General features: G+C 50.0%; 14 protein-coding genes. 2 read left to right on the plus strand and 12 right to left on the minus strand.

Going from position 1 to position 17,384, the window contains the following annotated elements:
- Positions 1-40 precede the first annotated feature (40 nt).
- Complete coding sequence (locus tag DWY63_RS04895; RefSeq protein ID WP_055227373.1) at positions 41-565, plus strand: VanZ family protein; 525 nt, start codon at positions 41-43, stop codon at positions 563-565.
- Between the two features lie 97 nt (positions 566-662).
- On the opposite strand, the gene DWY63_RS04900 is transcribed toward DWY63_RS04895, so the two are convergent.
- The 11 genes from DWY63_RS04900 to sigK form a co-directional block, all read right to left on the minus strand.
- Complete coding sequence (locus DWY63_RS04900) at positions 663-1,373, minus strand: peptidoglycan recognition protein family protein (protein WP_117761020.1); 711 nt, start codon at positions 1,371-1,373, stop codon at positions 663-665.
- 101 nt (positions 1,374-1,474) lie between these two features.
- On the minus strand, positions 1,475-2,932 hold the full coding sequence (guaB, locus tag DWY63_RS04905) for an IMP dehydrogenase (RefSeq protein ID WP_117509520.1): 1,458 nt from the start codon (positions 2,930-2,932) through the stop codon (positions 1,475-1,477).
- A 69-nt stretch (positions 2,933-3,001) separates the two neighbouring features.
- Positions 3,002-3,511 (minus strand): DUF6106 family protein, encoded by a 510-nt coding sequence (locus DWY63_RS04910; RefSeq protein WP_055227377.1) that lies wholly within the window; start codon positions 3,509-3,511, stop codon positions 3,002-3,004.
- Positions 3,504-4,175: a hypothetical protein gene (locus DWY63_RS04915; protein WP_117801496.1), complete on the minus strand. Its 672-nt coding sequence runs from the start codon at positions 4,173-4,175 to the stop codon at positions 3,504-3,506. Before DWY63_RS04915 ends, DWY63_RS04910 begins: the two co-directional genes overlap by 8 nt.
- Before the next feature lie 268 nt (positions 4,176-4,443).
- On the minus strand, positions 4,444-6,069 hold the full coding sequence (gene groL, locus DWY63_RS04920) for a chaperonin GroEL (RefSeq protein WP_022462186.1): 1,626 nt from the start codon (positions 6,067-6,069) through the stop codon (positions 4,444-4,446).
- A gap of 36 nt (positions 6,070-6,105) precedes the next feature.
- Positions 6,106-6,390 carry a co-chaperone GroES gene (gene groES / locus DWY63_RS04925; RefSeq protein ID WP_022462185.1) on the minus strand — a complete coding sequence of 95 codons (285 nt, stop codon included), beginning with the start codon at positions 6,388-6,390 and terminating at the stop codon, positions 6,106-6,108.
- 347 nt (positions 6,391-6,737) lie between these two features.
- Positions 6,738-7,559, minus strand: coding sequence for a GTP-sensing pleiotropic transcriptional regulator CodY (gene codY / locus DWY63_RS04930; protein ID WP_022462184.1), 822 nt, complete (start codon positions 7,557-7,559; stop codon positions 6,738-6,740).
- Positions 7,560-7,819: 260 nt separating this feature from the next.
- The gene (topA, locus tag DWY63_RS04940) at positions 7,820-9,901 is read right to left on the minus strand and encodes a type I DNA topoisomerase (RefSeq protein WP_055227381.1); all 2,082 of its coding nucleotides are present in this window, start codon (positions 9,899-9,901) and stop codon (positions 7,820-7,822) included.
- A gap of 367 nt (positions 9,902-10,268) precedes the next feature.
- The gene (dprA, locus tag DWY63_RS04945) at positions 10,269-11,138 is read right to left on the minus strand and encodes a DNA-processing protein DprA (protein ID WP_022462182.1); all 870 of its coding nucleotides are present in this window, start codon (positions 11,136-11,138) and stop codon (positions 10,269-10,271) included.
- Positions 11,139-11,141: 3 nt separating this feature from the next.
- Positions 11,142-12,665: a YifB family Mg chelatase-like AAA ATPase gene (locus DWY63_RS04950; RefSeq protein ID WP_117801498.1), complete on the minus strand. Its 1,524-nt coding sequence runs from the start codon at positions 12,663-12,665 to the stop codon at positions 11,142-11,144.
- Between the two features lie 195 nt (positions 12,666-12,860).
- Positions 12,861-13,487, minus strand: a complete 627-nt coding sequence (gene sigK / locus DWY63_RS04955; RefSeq protein ID WP_022462180.1) for an RNA polymerase sporulation sigma factor SigK — start codon at positions 13,485-13,487, stop codon at positions 12,861-12,863.
- Between the two features lie 136 nt (positions 13,488-13,623).
- Between sigK and DWY63_RS04960 the strand changes: the two genes are divergently transcribed.
- Positions 13,624-15,675 carry a HelD family protein gene (locus DWY63_RS04960; protein ID WP_117801499.1) on the plus strand — a complete coding sequence of 684 codons (2,052 nt, stop codon included), beginning with the start codon at positions 13,624-13,626 and terminating at the stop codon, positions 15,673-15,675.
- Positions 15,676-15,733: 58 nt separating this feature from the next.
- Here the strand turns inward: DWY63_RS04960 and DWY63_RS04965 are convergent, their stop codons facing one another.
- The gene (locus tag DWY63_RS04965; RefSeq protein WP_117761016.1) at positions 15,734-17,278 is read right to left on the minus strand and encodes an alpha-amylase family glycosyl hydrolase; all 1,545 of its coding nucleotides are present in this window, start codon (positions 17,276-17,278) and stop codon (positions 15,734-15,736) included.
- Positions 17,279-17,384 lie beyond the last annotated feature (106 nt).

A 17,384-nucleotide genomic window follows, 5' to 3' on the forward strand; every position in this document is an offset into this window, starting at 1 on the left:
GTTTCCGATCTGACCTGCTTTGTTTTACTGGAGGTATTTTATGAATCGAATTGTAATTGCACTGTTAAAACCGTTTTCCTTCATCCCGGCGATTCTGATGATGTCGATGATTTTCTCCTTCTCTTCCCAGAACGGAACGGAATCCTCACAGTTCAGTGAAAAGGTGGCACGCGGCATTTTCATCACGATCGACCACGTCATGGACCGCGGATGGGATGATGAGAAGATCCAGGAACTGGCTGACGAGTATCAGTACCCGGTGCGGAAGCTGGCTCATATGACAGAGTACTGTCTGCTTGCAATCTGTGTTTCGCTTCCGCTCTACGTCTACGGCCTGCGCGGCTTCGCGCTCACATTTCTTGCCGGCATCCTCTGTGTCGCCTTTGCCGCGAGCGATGAGTTCCACCAGACGATGGTCGCCAACCGCGGCCCGTCGGTAAAGGACGTCGGCATCGACAGCATCGGCGTTCTCTTCGGCATCACGTTTGTACGGCTGTTCTGCTGGATTGCACTCGGCGGAAATACGAAAAAAAGAAAGCGGCGCAGACGGCGTTACTATTACTAAAAATATTGGATAACAGAAAAATCCCCGTTGGAAAAATCATTTCTCCTGAAACTGATTTTCCCAACGGGGATTTTTTCATTTTTCTTAAAAACAGCTCTTAGGAAAGTGAATCCGCATACGCCTGAATATCTGCCTTCATCTGAATCCAGGCATCCTCATGCTCCACGTAGTACAGAGGGCAGAGCTTTTCGGTTACATCATAGTGACGGATCACATCGTCCGAAGTCAGATTGAACCGCTTGCATAAGAAACCGGCGAGCTGGACCACAGAATTGTATGTCTCATCGGTAAATTCACCGCTGTCATCCGGGTGGCAGCATTCAATCGAGATCGTATCGAAATTACGCTGGTTCGATGCATACGACCATTCACTCGTCGGGATACACTGAACGACTTCTCCCTCGATGCCGACGACGAAATGGCTGCTGGCCTGCGCCTCCTGCGTCTCAGGCAGGTTTTCAAAGTAATCACGGTTCTGCATCGCCGTGCTTCCCGGGTTTGCGGTGTAGTGAATAACGATACCGTCCACCTTTTTCAGCCTCGTCTGCGGTCTGGACCAGCTGTTCGGCGTCAGAAGCTCCACATCAATCGGCGGAGCGCCGGTCCAGTCGGTGATATCGTTGTCCTCATAATCAGAACCGGAATAGTCAACGGCCGTGATATCACTTGCCGTTTTTGCCACACGGCGGATGCCGCTGTAAATGCCGACGCAGATCAGCACCACCAGAACTCCCGTCAGAAACATTCTGCGGTGAAGCTGGCGCTGCCTCTGTTTTCTTGTCGTTTTTCCCCGTCTCTTCTGTGCCATATGTTCTCTCCCCGCTGCAAATAAGCGCTCCCTCATTTGAAAAGGCAGAAGCTGAAAAGTTTCTGCCCTTTCCCCCTTCTGCCTTTTGCGACTTTTTATTCTTATTTATCGTCCACGCTGTAGTTCGGAGCCTCTTTGGTGATGTGGATATCATGCGGATGGGACTCTTTTAAGGATGCTGCGGAAATCTTCACAAATTTTCCGGTCTCCTTTAAGGTCTCAACATCTTTCGCTCCGCAGTAGCCCATACCGGAACGAAGTCCGCCGATCAGCTGGAATACAGTGTCCTCTACGAGGCCTTTGTATGCTACACGGCCTTCCACACCTTCCGGAACCAGTTTCTTGGCGCCGGTCTGGAAGTAACGGTCTTTGCTTCCGTTCTCCATGGCTGCGATGGATCCCATTCCACGGTATACTTTGTATTTTCTTCCCTGGAACAGTTCGAAATCTCCCGGGCTCTCATCGCATCCTGCGAAGATGCTTCCCATCATGCAGACATTGGCACCGGCTGCGATAGCCTTTGTCATGTCTCCGGAGTACTTGATACCGCCGTCGGCGATGATCGGAGTTCCGGTCTTCTTTGCTTCCTCATAGCAGTCCATAACGGCTGTGACCTGCGGTACACCGATACCTGCAACGACACGGGTCGTACAGATAGAACCAGGTCCGATACCGACTTTAACAGCGTCTGCTCCGGCTGCGATCAGGTCTCTTGTTGCCTCTGCGGTTGCCACGTTTCCGGCGATTACCTGCAGATCCGGATAATGCTCTTTGATGAGACGAAGTGTTTTGAAGATATTTGCGGAATGTCCGTGAGCGGAGTCGATGACGATCACGTCTACGTGTGCTTTTACCAGCGCATCGACACGATCGAGCACGTTTGCCGTGATGCCGACTGCGGCACCGCAGAGCAGACGTCCCTGCTCATCCTTGGCGGACAATGGGTACTTGATGGTTTTCTCGATATCTTTGATGGTGATCAGACCTTTGAGGTTGAAATCGTCATCGACAATCGGAAGTTTTTCTTTTCTGGATTTTGCAAGGATTGCTTTTGCCTCGTCCAGCGTAACGCCTACTTTTGCAGTGATCAGGTTTTCGCTGGTCATGGACTCTTTGATTTTCTTGGTGAAATCAGTTTCAAACTTCAGATCACGGTTTGTAATAATACCAACCAGTTTTCCGTTCTCGGTAATCGGGACACCGGAAATACGGAATTTTGCCATCAGATTATTGGCATCTTCCAGGGTGTGCTCCGGAGACAGATAGAACGGATCGGTGATAACACCGTTCTCAGAACGTTTTACTTTGTCTACTTCTTCTGCCTGCTGCTCAATCGACATATTCTTGTGAATAATACCGATTCCTCCCTGACGTGCCATGGCAATTGCCATACGGTGTTCTGTAACCGTATCCATGCCGGCGCTCATCATCGGGATGTTCAGCTTGATCTTCTTGGTCAGATGCGTAGTCAGATCTACCATGTTTGGGGTTACTTCAGAATACTGCGGAACCAGAAGCACATCATCGAAGGTAATACCATCACCAATAATTGTACCCATTTTCATTTCTTCCTTTCTTCTTAAGTCTTTTTGATTTATCACCTAATTTAACATAAAACAAAAAAGCTGTCAATCCATAAATACTTTTCTTGGTGCACGGTTGCGGATATCTTTTAACATCACTTCGTCCGGCTCGAAGATCACCATCTGCATGGCATTGTCCTTGGAGATGACGAATGCGTACGGTTTGTGGCCCTGTCCTTCGATGCCGGAGGAATAGTTGTAACGTTTGATACTCTGGTTGTTTTTGTAGGAATCAAGCTGATGGGACTGGTACGGAGCCAGGATTTCCATGTTGGAAAGCTCATAGCTTGCGGCTCTTTTTCTTCTTGACTGCGAATAGATACGGTCGATATCGAGCTCGCCGTTGACGTACAGATACTCAAACTCTACCGAAAGCTTCGGGATAAAAATATAGTCTACGATTCCAAGTACCAGCGCAAGAAGCAGAATCAGCGGATTCATCATAATTCCTGCGGCTGCAAAAAGAACGGTAAAGAAGATCAGAACTCCTTTGATCGCCTTGTCTTTTCCTGTCTGCTGTTTTTTCACCAGCACTTCTGTGTACAGATCACTCATTTACTCCATCCTCCTCAAGATATTCGATCAGTTTTGCTACATTGTCCGCGTTCTTTGTATTGACCAACACGGTCAGATAACACGGCTCATAGTACGTAAGGCCCATATCCTGGTACTTTTTCAATTTGGAAATGTCGAAGCAGGTATCTCCCGCCTTTATCCCGTACTTCTCACACGTCGCTTCGTCAAACAGTGTGGACAGATCCAGAAAATAATCGTCTTTGCTGTAGTTGTCGTACACGGCCTGTGAACAGATCAGAACATCCATGCTCTGTGCGGCAATCACGGCTGTGAATTTCATCAGCGTGTTGTAATCCGCGTTTTCCAGGTTTTCACCGAAGCTGTAGCTTGTATCGATGCTTACCTTTTCGTACTTATCTCCGGTTCCGAGCGCTTCTTTTAGGTCCTCCTCGATCGGACTTACATCCTGCAGTCCTGCGTAATCCACTACGGCAATGCTCACGAGGTCATAATACTTCGCATTTTCATGGATATTCACAATCGTGCCGATGATGAAGATAACAGCGATGATGCCAAAAATGACAGCCTTGTAGTATTCCCAGATATAGGCCAGTTTCTCTTTAAAATTCATTTTCGACAGCTTCTCTTTTTCGAGCTGCATCTTCTCCTTCCTTGTCATGTCGGATTCATAACGACTTGCCATGTGTGTTTCTTCTCCTTTGTTGTATTTCCCCCAACATCCTACAAATCAGTATAGCATAAAACGCCGGAAGCGTCCATATACGCCGCCCGGCGAAAGCATGAAAACTTTCTGAAATTTTTTGTAACGATTCAGGGCCATGCGAAATGGAAGAAAAACTTTCCACTAAAAAATCGGCCGGCAAAGACAGGACTTCGGAACCCATGTTCCGCTACGGTCTTTGCCAGCCGGTTTTCTTATTTTGTTTTACCAGACATTTTTATCCCGGAAATTACATCATTCCCATTCCGCCGTCTGCGCCTGCCGGCATAGCCGGAGCCGGCTCTTTGATGGTGGAAACTACGGACTCGGTGGTCAGCAGGGTTGCGGAAACGCTGGTAGCGTTCTGCAGTGCGCTTCTGGTAACCTTAACCGGATCAAGGATACCAGCCTGGATCATGTCTACATACTCTTCGTTGTATGCATCAAATCCAACACCTACTTTGGACTCTTTTACTTTGTTGATAACAACAGCGCCTTCCAGACCTGCGTTTGTTACGATGTGGAACAGAGGAGCCTCAAGTGCTTTCTGTACGATTCTTGCACCGATCTTCTCGTCGCCGTCCAGGCTGTCAATCAGCTCTGCAAGCTGTGTTGTTACATGGATGTATGCAGAACCGCCGCCTGCGATGATACCCTCTTCTACGGCTGCTCTCGTTGCATTTAAAGCATCCTCCATACGGAGTTTTTCTTCTTTCATCTCGGTCTCGGTTGCTGCACCTACACGGATCACAGCTACGCCGCCTGCCATTTTTGCCAGTCTCTCCTGCAGTTTCTCTTTATCGAACTCAGAAGTGGTCTCCTCGATCTGGGATCTGATCTGGCCGATTCTTGCTGCGATGGCATCTTTTGCGCCGGCGCCGTCAACGATAACGGTGTTCTCTTTCTGAACTTTAACAGATTTTGCACGTCCGAGCATTTCCAGAGTAGCGTCTTTTAATTCCAGACCAACTTCCTCGGAGATCACCTGGCCGCCGGTCAGGATTGCGATATCCTCGAGCATTGCTTTTCTTCTGTCGCCGTATCCCGGTGCTTTGACAGCTACTACGTTGAAGGTTCCGCGCAGTTTGTTGATCACGAGTGTCTGGAGAGCCTCGCCCTCTACGTCCTCAGCAATGATCAGCAGTCTTGCGCCGCTCTGTACGATCTGCTCCAGCAGCGGAAGAACTTCCTGAATGTTGGACAGTTTCTTATCGGTAATCAGAATATATGGATTGTCGAGAACGGCTTCCATTTTCTCCATATCGGTGCACATGTAAGCGGAGATATATCCACGGTCGAACTGCATACCTTCTACCAGCTCCAGCTCGTTCTGCATAGTCTTGGACTCCTCGATGGTGATAACGCCGTCTTTGGAAACTTTTTCCATGGCGTCAGCTACCATCTGGCCTACTTCTTCGCTTCCGGAAGAAACAGCTGCAACTTTTGCAATCTGCTCTTTGCCTGCTACCGGCTGGCTCATCTCTGCAAGGATCTGAACAGCTTTATCGGTTGCTTTCTTCATTCCCTTACGAAGAACGATCGGGTTCGCACCTGCCGCCAGGTTTTTCATTCCTTCGTTTACCATAGCCTGTGCCAGAACGGTTGCGGTTGTGGTACCATCACCTGCTACGTCGTTGGTCTTTGCAGCAACTTCTTTGATGAGCTGTGCGCCCATGTTTTCAAAGCCGTCTGCCAGCTCGATCTCTTTTGCAATCGTAACACCATCGTTTGTGATGAGCGGAGCGCCGTACTGTTTGTCCAGAACAACGTTTCTTCCTTTCGGTCCAAGGGTTACACGTACGGTATCTGCAAGCTGGTTTACACCATTCTGAAGAGCGTTTCTTGCCTCTGCTCCATATTTAATCTCTTTTGCCATGATTGTCATGCCTCCTGATTTTTACTTGATTATTCTTTATTTTACAACTGCCAGAATGTCATCCTGTTTTACGATGATGTACTCTTCGTCTTCCAGTTTGACGTTGGTTCCTGCATATTTGGAATAGATTACCTGATCTCCGACTGCAACTTCCATTTTTACTTCTTTGCCGTCTTCTACTTTTCCAGGTCCTACTGCGATAACCTCAGCCTGCTGCGGTTTCTCCTGTGCCTGTCCCGGAAGTACGATACCGGATTTTGTGGTTTCCTCTGCTTTTAACTCTTTTAATACAACTCTGTCACCTAAAGGTACTAACTTCATTTATGTTTCCTCCTTCAAGATTTCATTCAGTTTTATTTATTAGCACTCAGTTCATTCGAGTGCTACTTGATGGTTCTTACTATAGTGTTTTCCACCTCATTTCGCAAATGTATGAATTTTGTAATTCTCTTTTTTTTTCTCATGATAGCTCTTAATTTCTCTTATTTTCTCGTTTTTTCTTATTTTGGCAACTTTTTCATATTTTATACTCTCTTTAGAATCTAATTATAGTTTATTCCTAAAAACGGGAATGATACCATTTTTTTCCGCTCCACGAATGCTTTTTTGCACAAAAAGAAACGGCGCCATTCTTAAACGGCTCCGATTCTTTTCTACATTCCACTTTTTTATTTTTTCGCCTCGTCCGGATGGGCATCGCCCTTTCCTTTCAGGTTCTTTCTTGCTTTGATCTCGTCGAGTTCATCAAAGATATAATCATTTAATACCTTGATATACGTTCCCTTCATACCGCTGGAACGGGACTCGATGACGCCTGCGCTCTCGAATTTGCGGAGGGCATTTACAATGACGGATCTTGTGATGCCGACGCGGTCTGCAATTTTGCTTGCAACCAGAATGCCCTCATCCCCGTTCAGTTCATCAAAGATATGGATGATGGCTTCCAGTTCGGAGAAGGACAACGTGTTGAATGCGGATTTAACCACCTGAACCTTGCGGTTTTCCTCCACATTTTCCTCGTTGACGGAACGCATCATTTCCAGTCCGACAACGGTTGTGCCGTACTCACTGACGATGATATCGTCGATATCGTACTGCGGGGTGCAGCGGTACATAAATACGGTACCAAGGCGTTCTCCGGCGATCTCGATCGGGCAGATAATTGCGGTGTAGCGCTCTACACCAGGCCGCTCAAAGCCGAGGGTCTGTAAATTGACGTTCTCTTTTGTGGAGAGTACGCCGAGGAGACGCTCGTTTAATGCGGCATCGACATAACCGCCCACCTTATCCTCGATCAGCTCCGTAATTTCTTCCACGCCCGGGCAAAGGCTGATGCCCAGCACTTTTCCTTTTTTACTGATCACCAGGATATTGGAACTTAACGTTTCCATCAGGACTTCACAGATATCGTTGAACACGACCTTCGTGGAGTGATTGTTATGAAGCAGTTTGTTGATTTTTCTGGTTTTATCCAGCAGTTGTACGCTCATGTTCTTCTCCTTTCTTTATTTTCTGCATTTTTTTTGCGTATCCGCCGAAAAAAATGCACACTGATGCCTTTTTCAGACAACCCTTAAAACTAAGCTCATTCTATCATGTAGTTTTCCGGAAATCAATATATTTTTCAGAAAACTATAAATTTTATAAAAATTCATGCTAAATTTTTTCGGATCTTCCTGTTTTTCCGCCTCGATAAGCAAAAAAAACGGCCTGCACCAGTTTTTCACCAGTACAGACCGCTTTGTCATTCTCAGTCTTCGTCTTTCTTTTCGCGTGCTTCTACATAGCCGCACTGCTCGTCCGCGCAGACCAGCTTATTGCCTTTTTCCAGCATATAGCCGCCGCACTGCGGGCATTTCTTGGCAGACGGTTTCTGCCAGGACATGAAATCGCATTCCGGATTGTTTTCGCATCCATAATATTTCCGTCCTTTTTTCGTCTTGCGCAGGATCACTTCTTTTCCGCACTTCGGACACGGAACACCGATCTTTTCCAGATACGGCTTCGTGTTCTTGCAGTCCGGGAATCCCGGGCAGGCGAGGAATTTTCCGTGCGGGCCGTATTTGACCACCATGTTGCGGCCGCAGTTCTCGCAGATGACATCTGTCACCTCATCCTCTACCTTAACTTCTTCGAGGTTCTTTTCTGCCTCTGTGACCGCCTCATAGAGATCCGGCCAGAAGTTCTCGACTACTGTCTTCCACGGAACACTGCCATCTCCAACCCTGTCGAGCAGAGCTTCCATCGTTGCCGTAAAGTTGACATCCACGATGCTCGGGAATGCCTCTTTCATCATGTTGTTGACCACCTCGCCGAGCTCTGTCATGTAAAGGTTCTTGTTCTCCTTTGCCACGTAACGGCGGTTGATGATCGTTGTGATGGTCGGCGCATACGTACTTGGACGGCCGATGCCGAGTTCCTCAAGCATTTTGACAAGGGATGCCTCGGTGTAGTGTGCCGGCGGCTGTGTGAAGTGCTGCTGCGGATCCATCTTTTCCAGTGCCAGCTCCGTTCCTGCCTCCAGGCTCCGGACAGCGGCGTTTTTCTCTTTCTTTTCCTCATCCGGATCGGTGTAAACGGACATGAAACCATCAAATGCCAGACGGGAGGAAGCTGCTGTAAAGAGATACTCTCCTGCATTGATCCGTGCGGAAATTGTCTCATAGACGGCCGGCTGCATGCGGCTTGCCACAAAGCGTTTCCAGATCAGCTGATACAGGCGGAACAGATCTCTTGGCAGGGATTCTTTTACCATTACCGGTGTATTCGTCACATCGGTCGGACGGATGGCCTCGTGCGCATCCTGTGCCTTGCTGTTTTTATTCTCCGTCGTGTCCCCGCTTGCGGTATATTTTGTGCCGTACTGCTCCTGGATAAAGGAACGTGCTGCCGCATCGGCCTCCTCGCTGATTCGTGTAGAATCGGTACGCAGATAGGAAATCAGAGCGATCGTTCCCTTTCCTTTTACTTCCACGCCCTCGTAGAGCTGCTGCGCCAGACGCATCGTCTTCTGCGTGGAGAAGTTCAGCACCTTCGATGCTTCCTGCTGCAGGGTACTCGTGGTGAACGGAAGCGGCGCTTTCTTGGAACGCTCTCCTTTTTTCACTTCGGATACGGTAAAGGTCTCATTTTCCAGTCCCTTTAAGATTTCATCGAGCTGCTCTTTCGTCTCGATCGCCATCTTTTCACTGCCTTTTCCGTGGAATTTTGCGACGAGCGGTTTCTTCTCGCCTGGAATTTTCAGATCTGCTTCCAGTGTCCAGTATTCTTTCGGAATGAACGCATTGATCTCATCCTCGCGGTCGCCGATGATGCGCAGTGCAACGGACTGCACACGGCCGGCGGAAAGTCCGCGTTTGATTTTCTTCCATAACAATGGGCTGATTTCATAACCTACCATACGGTCGAGGCAGCGGCGCGCCTGCTGCTCGTCCACCAGGTTCATATCGATGTCGCGTGCCTGTTTGATCGACGCTTTGACTGCTGATTTTGTGATCTCGTTGAAGGTGATGCGGCGCATCTTGTTCTCATCGAGATTCAGCGCAATCGACAGATGCCAGGAAATTGCCTCTCCCTCGCGGTCAGGGTCAGTTGCGAGATAAACTTTATCTGCTTTTTTTGCGGCTTTTCGAAGAGATGCCAGAAGCTCTCCTTTTCCGCGGATGGTGATATATTTTGGTTCAAAGTCATGTTCTACATCAATTCCAAGCCGGCTTTTCGGCAGATCGCGCACATGGCCCATAGATGCTGCAACTTCGTAATTTGCCCCGAGATACTTTTTCACCGTCTTGACTTTTGCCGGTGATTCCACTATTACAAGATATTTTGCCACCTCTGATGCCTCCTGAATACATATTTTTATAACTGTCCAGATCTATATTGCGTTTTTCATATCGCATAGTTCTGCATCATTACAAATTCCAGAATAATTCCTAAATTAGTCGTAACTTCCACTGACTATACACCAAAAAGTTTTTTCTTGCAAGTGTTTTCCATTTTTAAAATGTACCATTTTTCGATGTTTCCCGACAAAATAACAGGATTTTTTCTATTTTTTAACGATTTTTCCTGATTTTTTTCTTTTCTTTTTCCTTTTTCAGACATGCACGCGGCGCAGAAGAGCCCCCTTTTTTCTTTTTCTTCTATTATAATTGTGCACCGGGCGGAATATCACAAAACCTTTCTTTTCCTCGTCCCTTTTACGATAACGCCATGTACACGCCCGGCGGATTTTCCGCAATAACACCGTCAATTTCGAGTGCCAGCAGAATGCCGGTCAGCTCCTGCAGCGGGATTCCGGTGCTGCCGGCAAGCTGTGCAAGATTCTGCGGTTCTGCCGCGAGTGTTTTCAGAACCATTTCCGCCTCTTTTCCATAGCGCGGACGCGGTGCGGCTCTTTTTGTCCCAGCCTTTTTCACGCCCAGCTCCTCGAGAATCGTTTCGGGTGAAATCGCAATTTCCGCTCCCTGCGCGATCAGGCGGTTGCAGCCGCGGCTTGTCGCATCCGTTGTCCGTCCGGGCAGGGCAAATACCGTTTTTCCCTGCTCCAGCGCATAGTCCGCCGTAATGAGCGAGCCGCTCTTCTCTTTTGCCTCAATTACCAGAACGACATCTGCCAGCGCACTGATCACGCGGTTGCGGATCGGGAAATGCCACGGAAGCGGCTCTGCGCCCGGCGGAAATTCGCTTAAGACACCGCCTCCGTTTTCCAGCATCCGCCGCATCAGTGGGTAATTCTGTTTCGGATAGCAGATATCCACGCCGCAGCCAAGCACGGCAAACGTCTTTCCCTTTCCGCGCAGTGCCCCCTCGTGCGCCGCCGCGTCGATTCCGCACGCCAGTCCGCTGATCACCGCCACGCCGTTTGCCGCCAGCACCTGCGCGAAAAAGGCCGCCTGGCTCTTTCCGTACGCCGTACATATCCGCGCGCCCACAATCGCCGCTGTTTTCTGCTCATCCGCCGGCAGCGCGCCCCGCACAAAAAGGCGGGACGGCATGTCCGCGAACGGCATAAGCCGCTCCGGATAGCCCTCCTGCCCGCGGCCGACTGTAAAGATTTCCATCGCCATATGTCAGATCCTCCATATACTTTTGTCGGCGCTCCGAAAGCAGATCGCCTCGCTGATATGCGGCACGCCGATTTTGACCGCCCCGTCCAGATCCGCGATTGTCCGCGCGGTGCGGATAATCCCGTGGTAGGAACGCGCGCTGAGGCGCAGGCGGCGGAAGGCATCCTCTAAAAGCTCTTCCGCTGCTTTTTCCAGGATACAGTATTTCTCGATCTGGCCTGCTTTCAGTTCGCTATTGAAATGAATCGACTCCTGCCGGTAGCGCGCCGCCTGAATTTCCGCCGCTGCCGTCGCTTTTTCCCGCATCTTGGCCGAGGATTCGCACCGCTCCTCGCCGTGCAGATCCTCGTAGGAAAGTGCTTCCACCTGCACGCAGAGATCCATGCGGTCGAGGAACGGCTGGCTGACTCTCGAGAGATACCGGCTGATGTCGCCGGGTGCGCAGGTACAGCGCGATAAGTCGGGGTAAAAGCCGCAGGGGCAGGGGTTCATTGCCGCCACCATCAGAAATGACGCCGGGAACACATAGTTTCCGCTGACACGGGAAATCACAATCCGGTGCTCCTCGAGCGGCTGGCGCAGGATCTCAATGGTTGTGCGCGTCATCTCCGGGAGTTCATCAAGGAAGAGAACACCGCGGTGTGCCAGCGTAATTTCGCCCGGGGACGGCTGTTTTCCGCCGCCTGCAAGAGCCTGCGGCGACATCGTGTGATGCGGAGCACGGAAGGGCCGCTCCCGGCGGACACCCTCTCCTTTGGCAAGCATTCCGGCGATGCTGTAGATCCGCGTTACTTCCATCTGCTCCTCCTCAGACATCGGAGGCATGATCGTCGGAATCCGCCTTGCAATCATGGATTTTCCGCTGCCCGGCGGCCCCAGCATCAGCAGATTGTGAAATCCGGCCGCAGCGATGAGCGCCGCCCGCCGCGCCGCCGTCTGGCCCTGCACTTCGGAAAAGTCCGGCTCTTTTCCGTCCTCCTTCTTTTGATTTTCTATAGACGGAAGCGACGGCATTTTCCCTTCACAGCAGTAGTTCAAAAGCTCCTGTAAATTCTGGATTCCAACGACGTGAAGCCCGCCGACCAGACCCCCTTCCGCGGCATTTCCGGCCGGAACAAGAAGCGTTGTGCATCCAAGCTCCCGCGCCTTCGCCGCTGCCGGAAATACACCGCTGATCTCCTGCACATGGCCGTCAAGGCCGAGTTCGCCGAGCACCATCGTTTTCCGGAGTGACCCGGGCGGAATCCGGCCGAGCGTCATCAGAACGCCCGCTGCAATCGGAAGATCGAAACGCGATCCTTCTTTTCGGACGTCCGCCGGGGATAAATTAATCGTAATTCGTTTCGGCGGCAGGGAAATTCCCATGTTTTTGAGGGCTGTCCGCACGCGGTCCTGCGCCTCCTTTACCTGGGCACTCACGTAGCCGACCATCGTAAACTGCGGCATGCCGTCACTGACATCCGCCTCCACCTGCACCGGAATCATCTCCATGCCCGAGACGGTGGCTGATAATACACTGCAATACAAAGAAAACCTCCTTTTCTTTCAGTAGCAGGTCGTATAGTTCCTATTTATTTTTCATTTTGGGAAAATGTCCGGCAAGAACACCGGGAAGATATTATCTTTGATTTTTGTTCGAAAAAGTAAGGATAAGGAAACCTTTTCTGCACCTGATTTCCTTACCCTTTATTATAGAAGCAGTCCGTTTGAAATGTCAAGCATTTACGAAGCGGCAAACCGTAACCGCAACTTTTCAATTGCATTCTTCTCGATCCGCGACACGTACGAACGGCTGATGCCGAGCCGGGCAGCGACCTGTTTCTGTGTGTATTCTGCTTTTCCGCCAAGGCCGTACCGGAGAAGAAGCACCTGTTTTTCCTGCTCTTTTAATTCCGAATCCAGATAACAGTACAGCCGCACCGCGTCCTCTTTCCGGTTGTACTGTTCCGCGATATCCTCCCCGCCGCCCTCCACGATGTCGAGCAGATGGATCTCATTTCCCTCCTTGTCGGTTCCGATCGGCTCGTAGAGGGAAATCTCCCGTGCCGTTTTCTTTTTGCTCCGAAGATACATCAGCAGCTCATTATCAATACAGCGGGCGGCGTATGCGGCCAGCCGGTTTCCTTTTTTCGAATCATATGTCATCACCGCCTTGATGAGGCCGATCGTTCCAATGGAAATCAGATCGTCGAGATCATCGGGCAGGCCCTGATACTTTTTCACAACGTGCGCGACCAGGCGCAGATTCCGCTCGACCAGAATGTCTCTGGCTTTTGTATCGCCCCTCTGATACGCATCCAGACAGCTTTTTTCTTCCTGTGCAGACAGTGGTTTTAAAAAGGGTTCCAAGAAAAGCGGCACCTCAAAGGGGATTTTTCTTTATTTTATGTTTGAATTGCAGGAAACGTGCCTGTCTGCTATACTGATAAGATCAGCCGGGTTTTCCGGCACTCGACATTATATTTTTAAGAGGAGGTTTCCTTTTATGACAGACCAGAAAAACGGACAGGAATATCTTTCTTTTGTGCTGGAAAAGCTGCAGGCGCGTCTTGCCGAGATCAGCCAGTCTCTGCTGGACGGACAGAAAGAGATTGAAAATATGCACGATTATTACTGGCAGAACTATACCGAGATGGACCAGTACGGATATGAGGATTACGACAATCAGCAGGCGCTGCTGCATCAGGTGAATGCGAATCAGGAGCAGCTTCTTCTGCGGAGCCGCTTCCGGAAAATGCTGGATTCTCCGTTCTTCGGGCGTGTGGATTTCTGCTATGACGGGGATGATGAGCCGGAAATTTTCTATATCGGCATCGGCAATTTTGCGGAGCGGCCGGGCGAGCTGCCGCTGATTTACGACTGGAGAAGCCCGGTCAGCGGTCTTTTCTACGATTTTGACCGCGGGCCGGCTTCCTATCTGGCGCCGGGCGGCGAGATGACAGGGGAAATCTGTTCCAAGTGGCAGTATAAGATCCGGGATGGAAAGATGATTTACGGATTTGAGAGTGATGTGAAAATTGATGATGATATTTTAAAGGCGGAGCTTGGTAGCAACGGCGAGGTACAGCTGAAGAATATTATCCGCACAATTCAGAAGGAACAGAATGCGATCATCCGCAATACGAAGGACCGGATTCTGGTAATTCAGGGAGCGGCGGGAAGCGGCAAAACATCGGTGGCGCTGCATCGGATTGCCTACCTTTTGTATCATGACAGACAGAATCTGAAGTCTTCGAATATTCTGATTTTATCGCCGAACGGGGTATTTTCGGATTATATTTCACATATTCTGCCGGAGCTCGGTGAGGAGAATATTCAGGAGATGAGTTTTGATCTCTTTGCTTACCGCAAATTACAGGACACGGCGGCGGACTGTGAGGATCGCTGTGATCAGATTGAGCGGGAGATGCGGGATCCAAAAGCCGCAGAACGGTTTGCTTTAAAACAGTCGCAGGCGTTTGTGGACCAGATGGAGGGATTTGCGCTGGAGCTTGAGGACGAGCTGATGAATTTCTCAGACGTTTCGTATAAGTCGTTTGTGAAGTCAGAATCGGAGATTATTACGCTGTTTTATGACAAGTTTGCGGATATTCCGCTGCTCTCGCGGATGGATGCGGTGGCGGAGACGTTTATTGACGAGATCGAGACGCTGCTGAACCGGGATCTGCCGGAGGAGGAGCGGATTCCGCTCCTCGAAAAATTCCGGAAGATGTATGAGACGATGGATTTTTATGTTCTCTACAATCGTTTTCTGAAGAAAGAGGGATATCAGACGCTGCCGCGGCGGCCGTTGGAGAAGCGGAAACTGCGGTATGAGGATGTGTATCCGGTTCTGTATCTGAAGTACCGCCTGTCGCGGCAGGCGGAGCGGTCGAATATTAAGCATCTGGTGATTGATGAAATGCAGGATTATTCGCGGCTCCAGTATCTGATGATCCGGCGGATGTTTTCCTGTAAGATGACGATTCTCGGCGACCGGGCGCAGACGATGGCGGATCAGCAGCAGGATGTACTGCAGTTTTTACCGGGGATTTTCGGGAAGGATCTGCGGCGGATTGAGATGCGGAAGAGTTACCGGAATACGGTGGAAATTGCGTCGTATGCGGCAAATCTCATTGGCGTGACGGATCTGGAGCTGTTTGAACGGCACGGAATGCCGGTGTTGGAACGGGATGTCACGGATCTTGAGGCGGCTCTGCGGGAGGCAGTGGATACGCTGTTTCCAGATGAGAAAACGTATGAGACGGCGGCGGTGATTGTACCGGATGAGAAGACGACGGAACGGGCTTATTTGATTTTGCGGGAGATTCTGGCAGAAAAAGATTTTGACTGTGAAAAGCGGCTTTCTTGGCTGAACCGTGACAGCTCCAGTTTTAAGAAAGGACTGACGGTTACCACATTTTATCTGGCGAAAGGGCTGGAGTTTGATCAGGTGTTCTCTATTTTCCCGAAGGACGAGAAACGGGAGATAATGATGCAGGCGCAGTATATTGCAGCGACCAGGGCATTGCATGAGCTGAGAGTGTATCATATTTAAAAACAGGGAGATCCTCCGAAAAAATTCGATTGGATCTCCCTGTCATTTTTATTTTCGATCAGATATGATAGAATCCTGCGGACTGTGCCGGGATGGTGATGGTTCCGTCTTTGGATTCTGCTTTTCCTCCGATCGTGTAGAGGGCATCCTTCAGCTCTGCACTGTATGGGAAGGACTGCTCTTTGTCGGATGGGTTGATGATAACGAGGACTTTTTCACCCTCAGCCTCACGGACGTATGCCAGCGGATACTGGTTTTTCTCTGCATAAACGAACTCGATGGTTCCGCGGCTTAAGAGTGCTTTGCTGCTCTGGCGGATCTGGATGAGTTTTTTAACTTCGTGGTACAGGGAATCCGGATCGGCCATCTGTGCTTTGGCGGTCGGACGGTCTTTGCCCGGGTCCATGGTGATGTAGAGGTCACTGGCCGGTGCGCTGGAGAATCCTGCGTTGGTGCTGTCATCCCACTGCATCGGAGAACGGGAACCGGTGCGGTTGTATCCGCCCTCAACGGATTTCAGGCCTTCGACGTAGCGCATACCGATTTCATCACCGTAGTAGATGAACGGCGCACCTGGCATGGAAAGAAGGAAAGCGAAAGCAATTTTCAGCTCATCCCCCTGCAGACGGCGTGCCAGACGGTCCATATCATGGTTTCCGGACGGGATGCAGATCAGGCCTTTCTGTGCGGTCTTATTGTAGTTGGTTTTGTAGGTCTCTACAAACTCAGAGATATCTCCTTTTCCGCGTTTGGAGAAGAATGGCTCATCGCAGCGGAACAGATCGTTGTAATGGGACGGTCCAAAGTGAAGCAGGAAGTCCATGTGGAAGCCGCCCTGTAAGGATTTGTCCGGCTCGCCCCACTCGGATACCATGGCTGCATCCGGGAACTCGGCGTCGAGGAATTTCCGTACCTGCTGCCACAGGCGGATGGTTCCTTTGCCTTCCTGATCGTTCTTTACCAGGGAGCCCGCCATATCGACACGGAAGCCGTCGCAGCCCATGTTCAGCCAGAATCTCATGACATCTTCCATCGCTGCCAGCGTTGCCTGCGGTCCCTCATCATCAAAGGACTGCTGCCACGGTTTTTCCGGATCCGGCTGATAAAAGCCGTAGTTCAGGGCCGGCTGGTTGGAGAAGAAGTTGATGGCGCAGGCGCCGTCACGCTCGGAAATGCCGCGCAGGCTTCCCATTCCTTCCGGTGCTTCCCATACGTTATTGGTCCATACGTAGCGGTCTGTAAATTCATTGCGGTCTGCTTTCATGGATTCTTTGAACCATGGATGCTCAACAGATGTATGGCCCGGAACCAGGTCGAGCAGAACGTGCATGTCACGTTTGTGTGCTTCTTCGAAAACTCTCTTCAGATCCTCATTCGTTCCGTAGCGCGGTGCAACGCGGCAGTAATCTGCGACATCGTATCCTGCATCACCGAATGGGGACAGGAAGCACGGGTTGATCCAGATGGCGTTGCAGCCCAGCTCCTTGATGTAGTCTAATTTTTCAATGATACCCTGGAAATCTCCGATTCCGTCGGCGTTGGTGTCGTTGAAGGACTGCGGGTAAATCTCATAAAATACTGCGTTATCTAACCATTTTGACATTTTTTCTTTTCCTCTTTCGCTCTTATTTCTACTGTATTTTCGTCGTTGCAGCAAGTGTTTCTATATGATATATTACTACTGTATCCGCTGAAATACCAGTAATTTC

The organism is Blautia sp. AF26-2, assembly GCF_003460955.1.
GTDB lineage: Bacteria > Bacillota > Clostridia > Lachnospirales > Lachnospiraceae > Fusicatenibacter > Fusicatenibacter saccharivorans.

Coding starts and splice junctions, on each gene's coding strand:
- DWY63_RS04900 (WP_117761020.1), bottom strand. CDS start 1,373: ATGGCACAGAAGAGACGGGGAAAAACGACAAGAAAACAGAGGCAGCGC.
- dprA (WP_022462182.1), bottom strand. CDS start 11,138: ATGGCGATGGAAATCTTTACAGTCGGCCGCGGGCAGGAGGGCTATCCG.
- DWY63_RS04965 (WP_117761016.1), bottom strand. CDS start 17,278: ATGTCAAAATGGTTAGATAACGCAGTATTTTATGAGATTTACCCGCAG.
- guaB (WP_117509520.1), bottom strand. CDS start 2,932: ATGGGTACAATTATTGGTGATGGTATTACCTTCGATGATGTGCTTCTG.
- DWY63_RS04895 (WP_055227373.1), top strand. CDS start 41: ATGAATCGAATTGTAATTGCACTGTTAAAACCGTTTTCCTTCATCCCG.
- groES (WP_022462185.1), bottom strand. CDS start 6,390: ATGAAGTTAGTACCTTTAGGTGACAGAGTTGTATTAAAAGAGTTAAAA.
- DWY63_RS04915 (WP_117801496.1), bottom strand. CDS start 4,175: ATGGCAAGTCGTTATGAATCCGACATGACAAGGAAGGAGAAGATGCAG.
- DWY63_RS04960 (WP_117801499.1), top strand. CDS start 13,624: ATGACAGACCAGAAAAACGGACAGGAATATCTTTCTTTTGTGCTGGAA.
- DWY63_RS04910 (WP_055227377.1), bottom strand. CDS start 3,511: ATGAGTGATCTGTACACAGAAGTGCTGGTGAAAAAACAGCAGACAGGA.
- codY (WP_022462184.1), bottom strand. CDS start 7,559: ATGAGCGTACAACTGCTGGATAAAACCAGAAAAATCAACAAACTGCTT.
- groL (WP_022462186.1), bottom strand. CDS start 6,069: ATGGCAAAAGAGATTAAATATGGAGCAGAGGCAAGAAACGCTCTTCAG.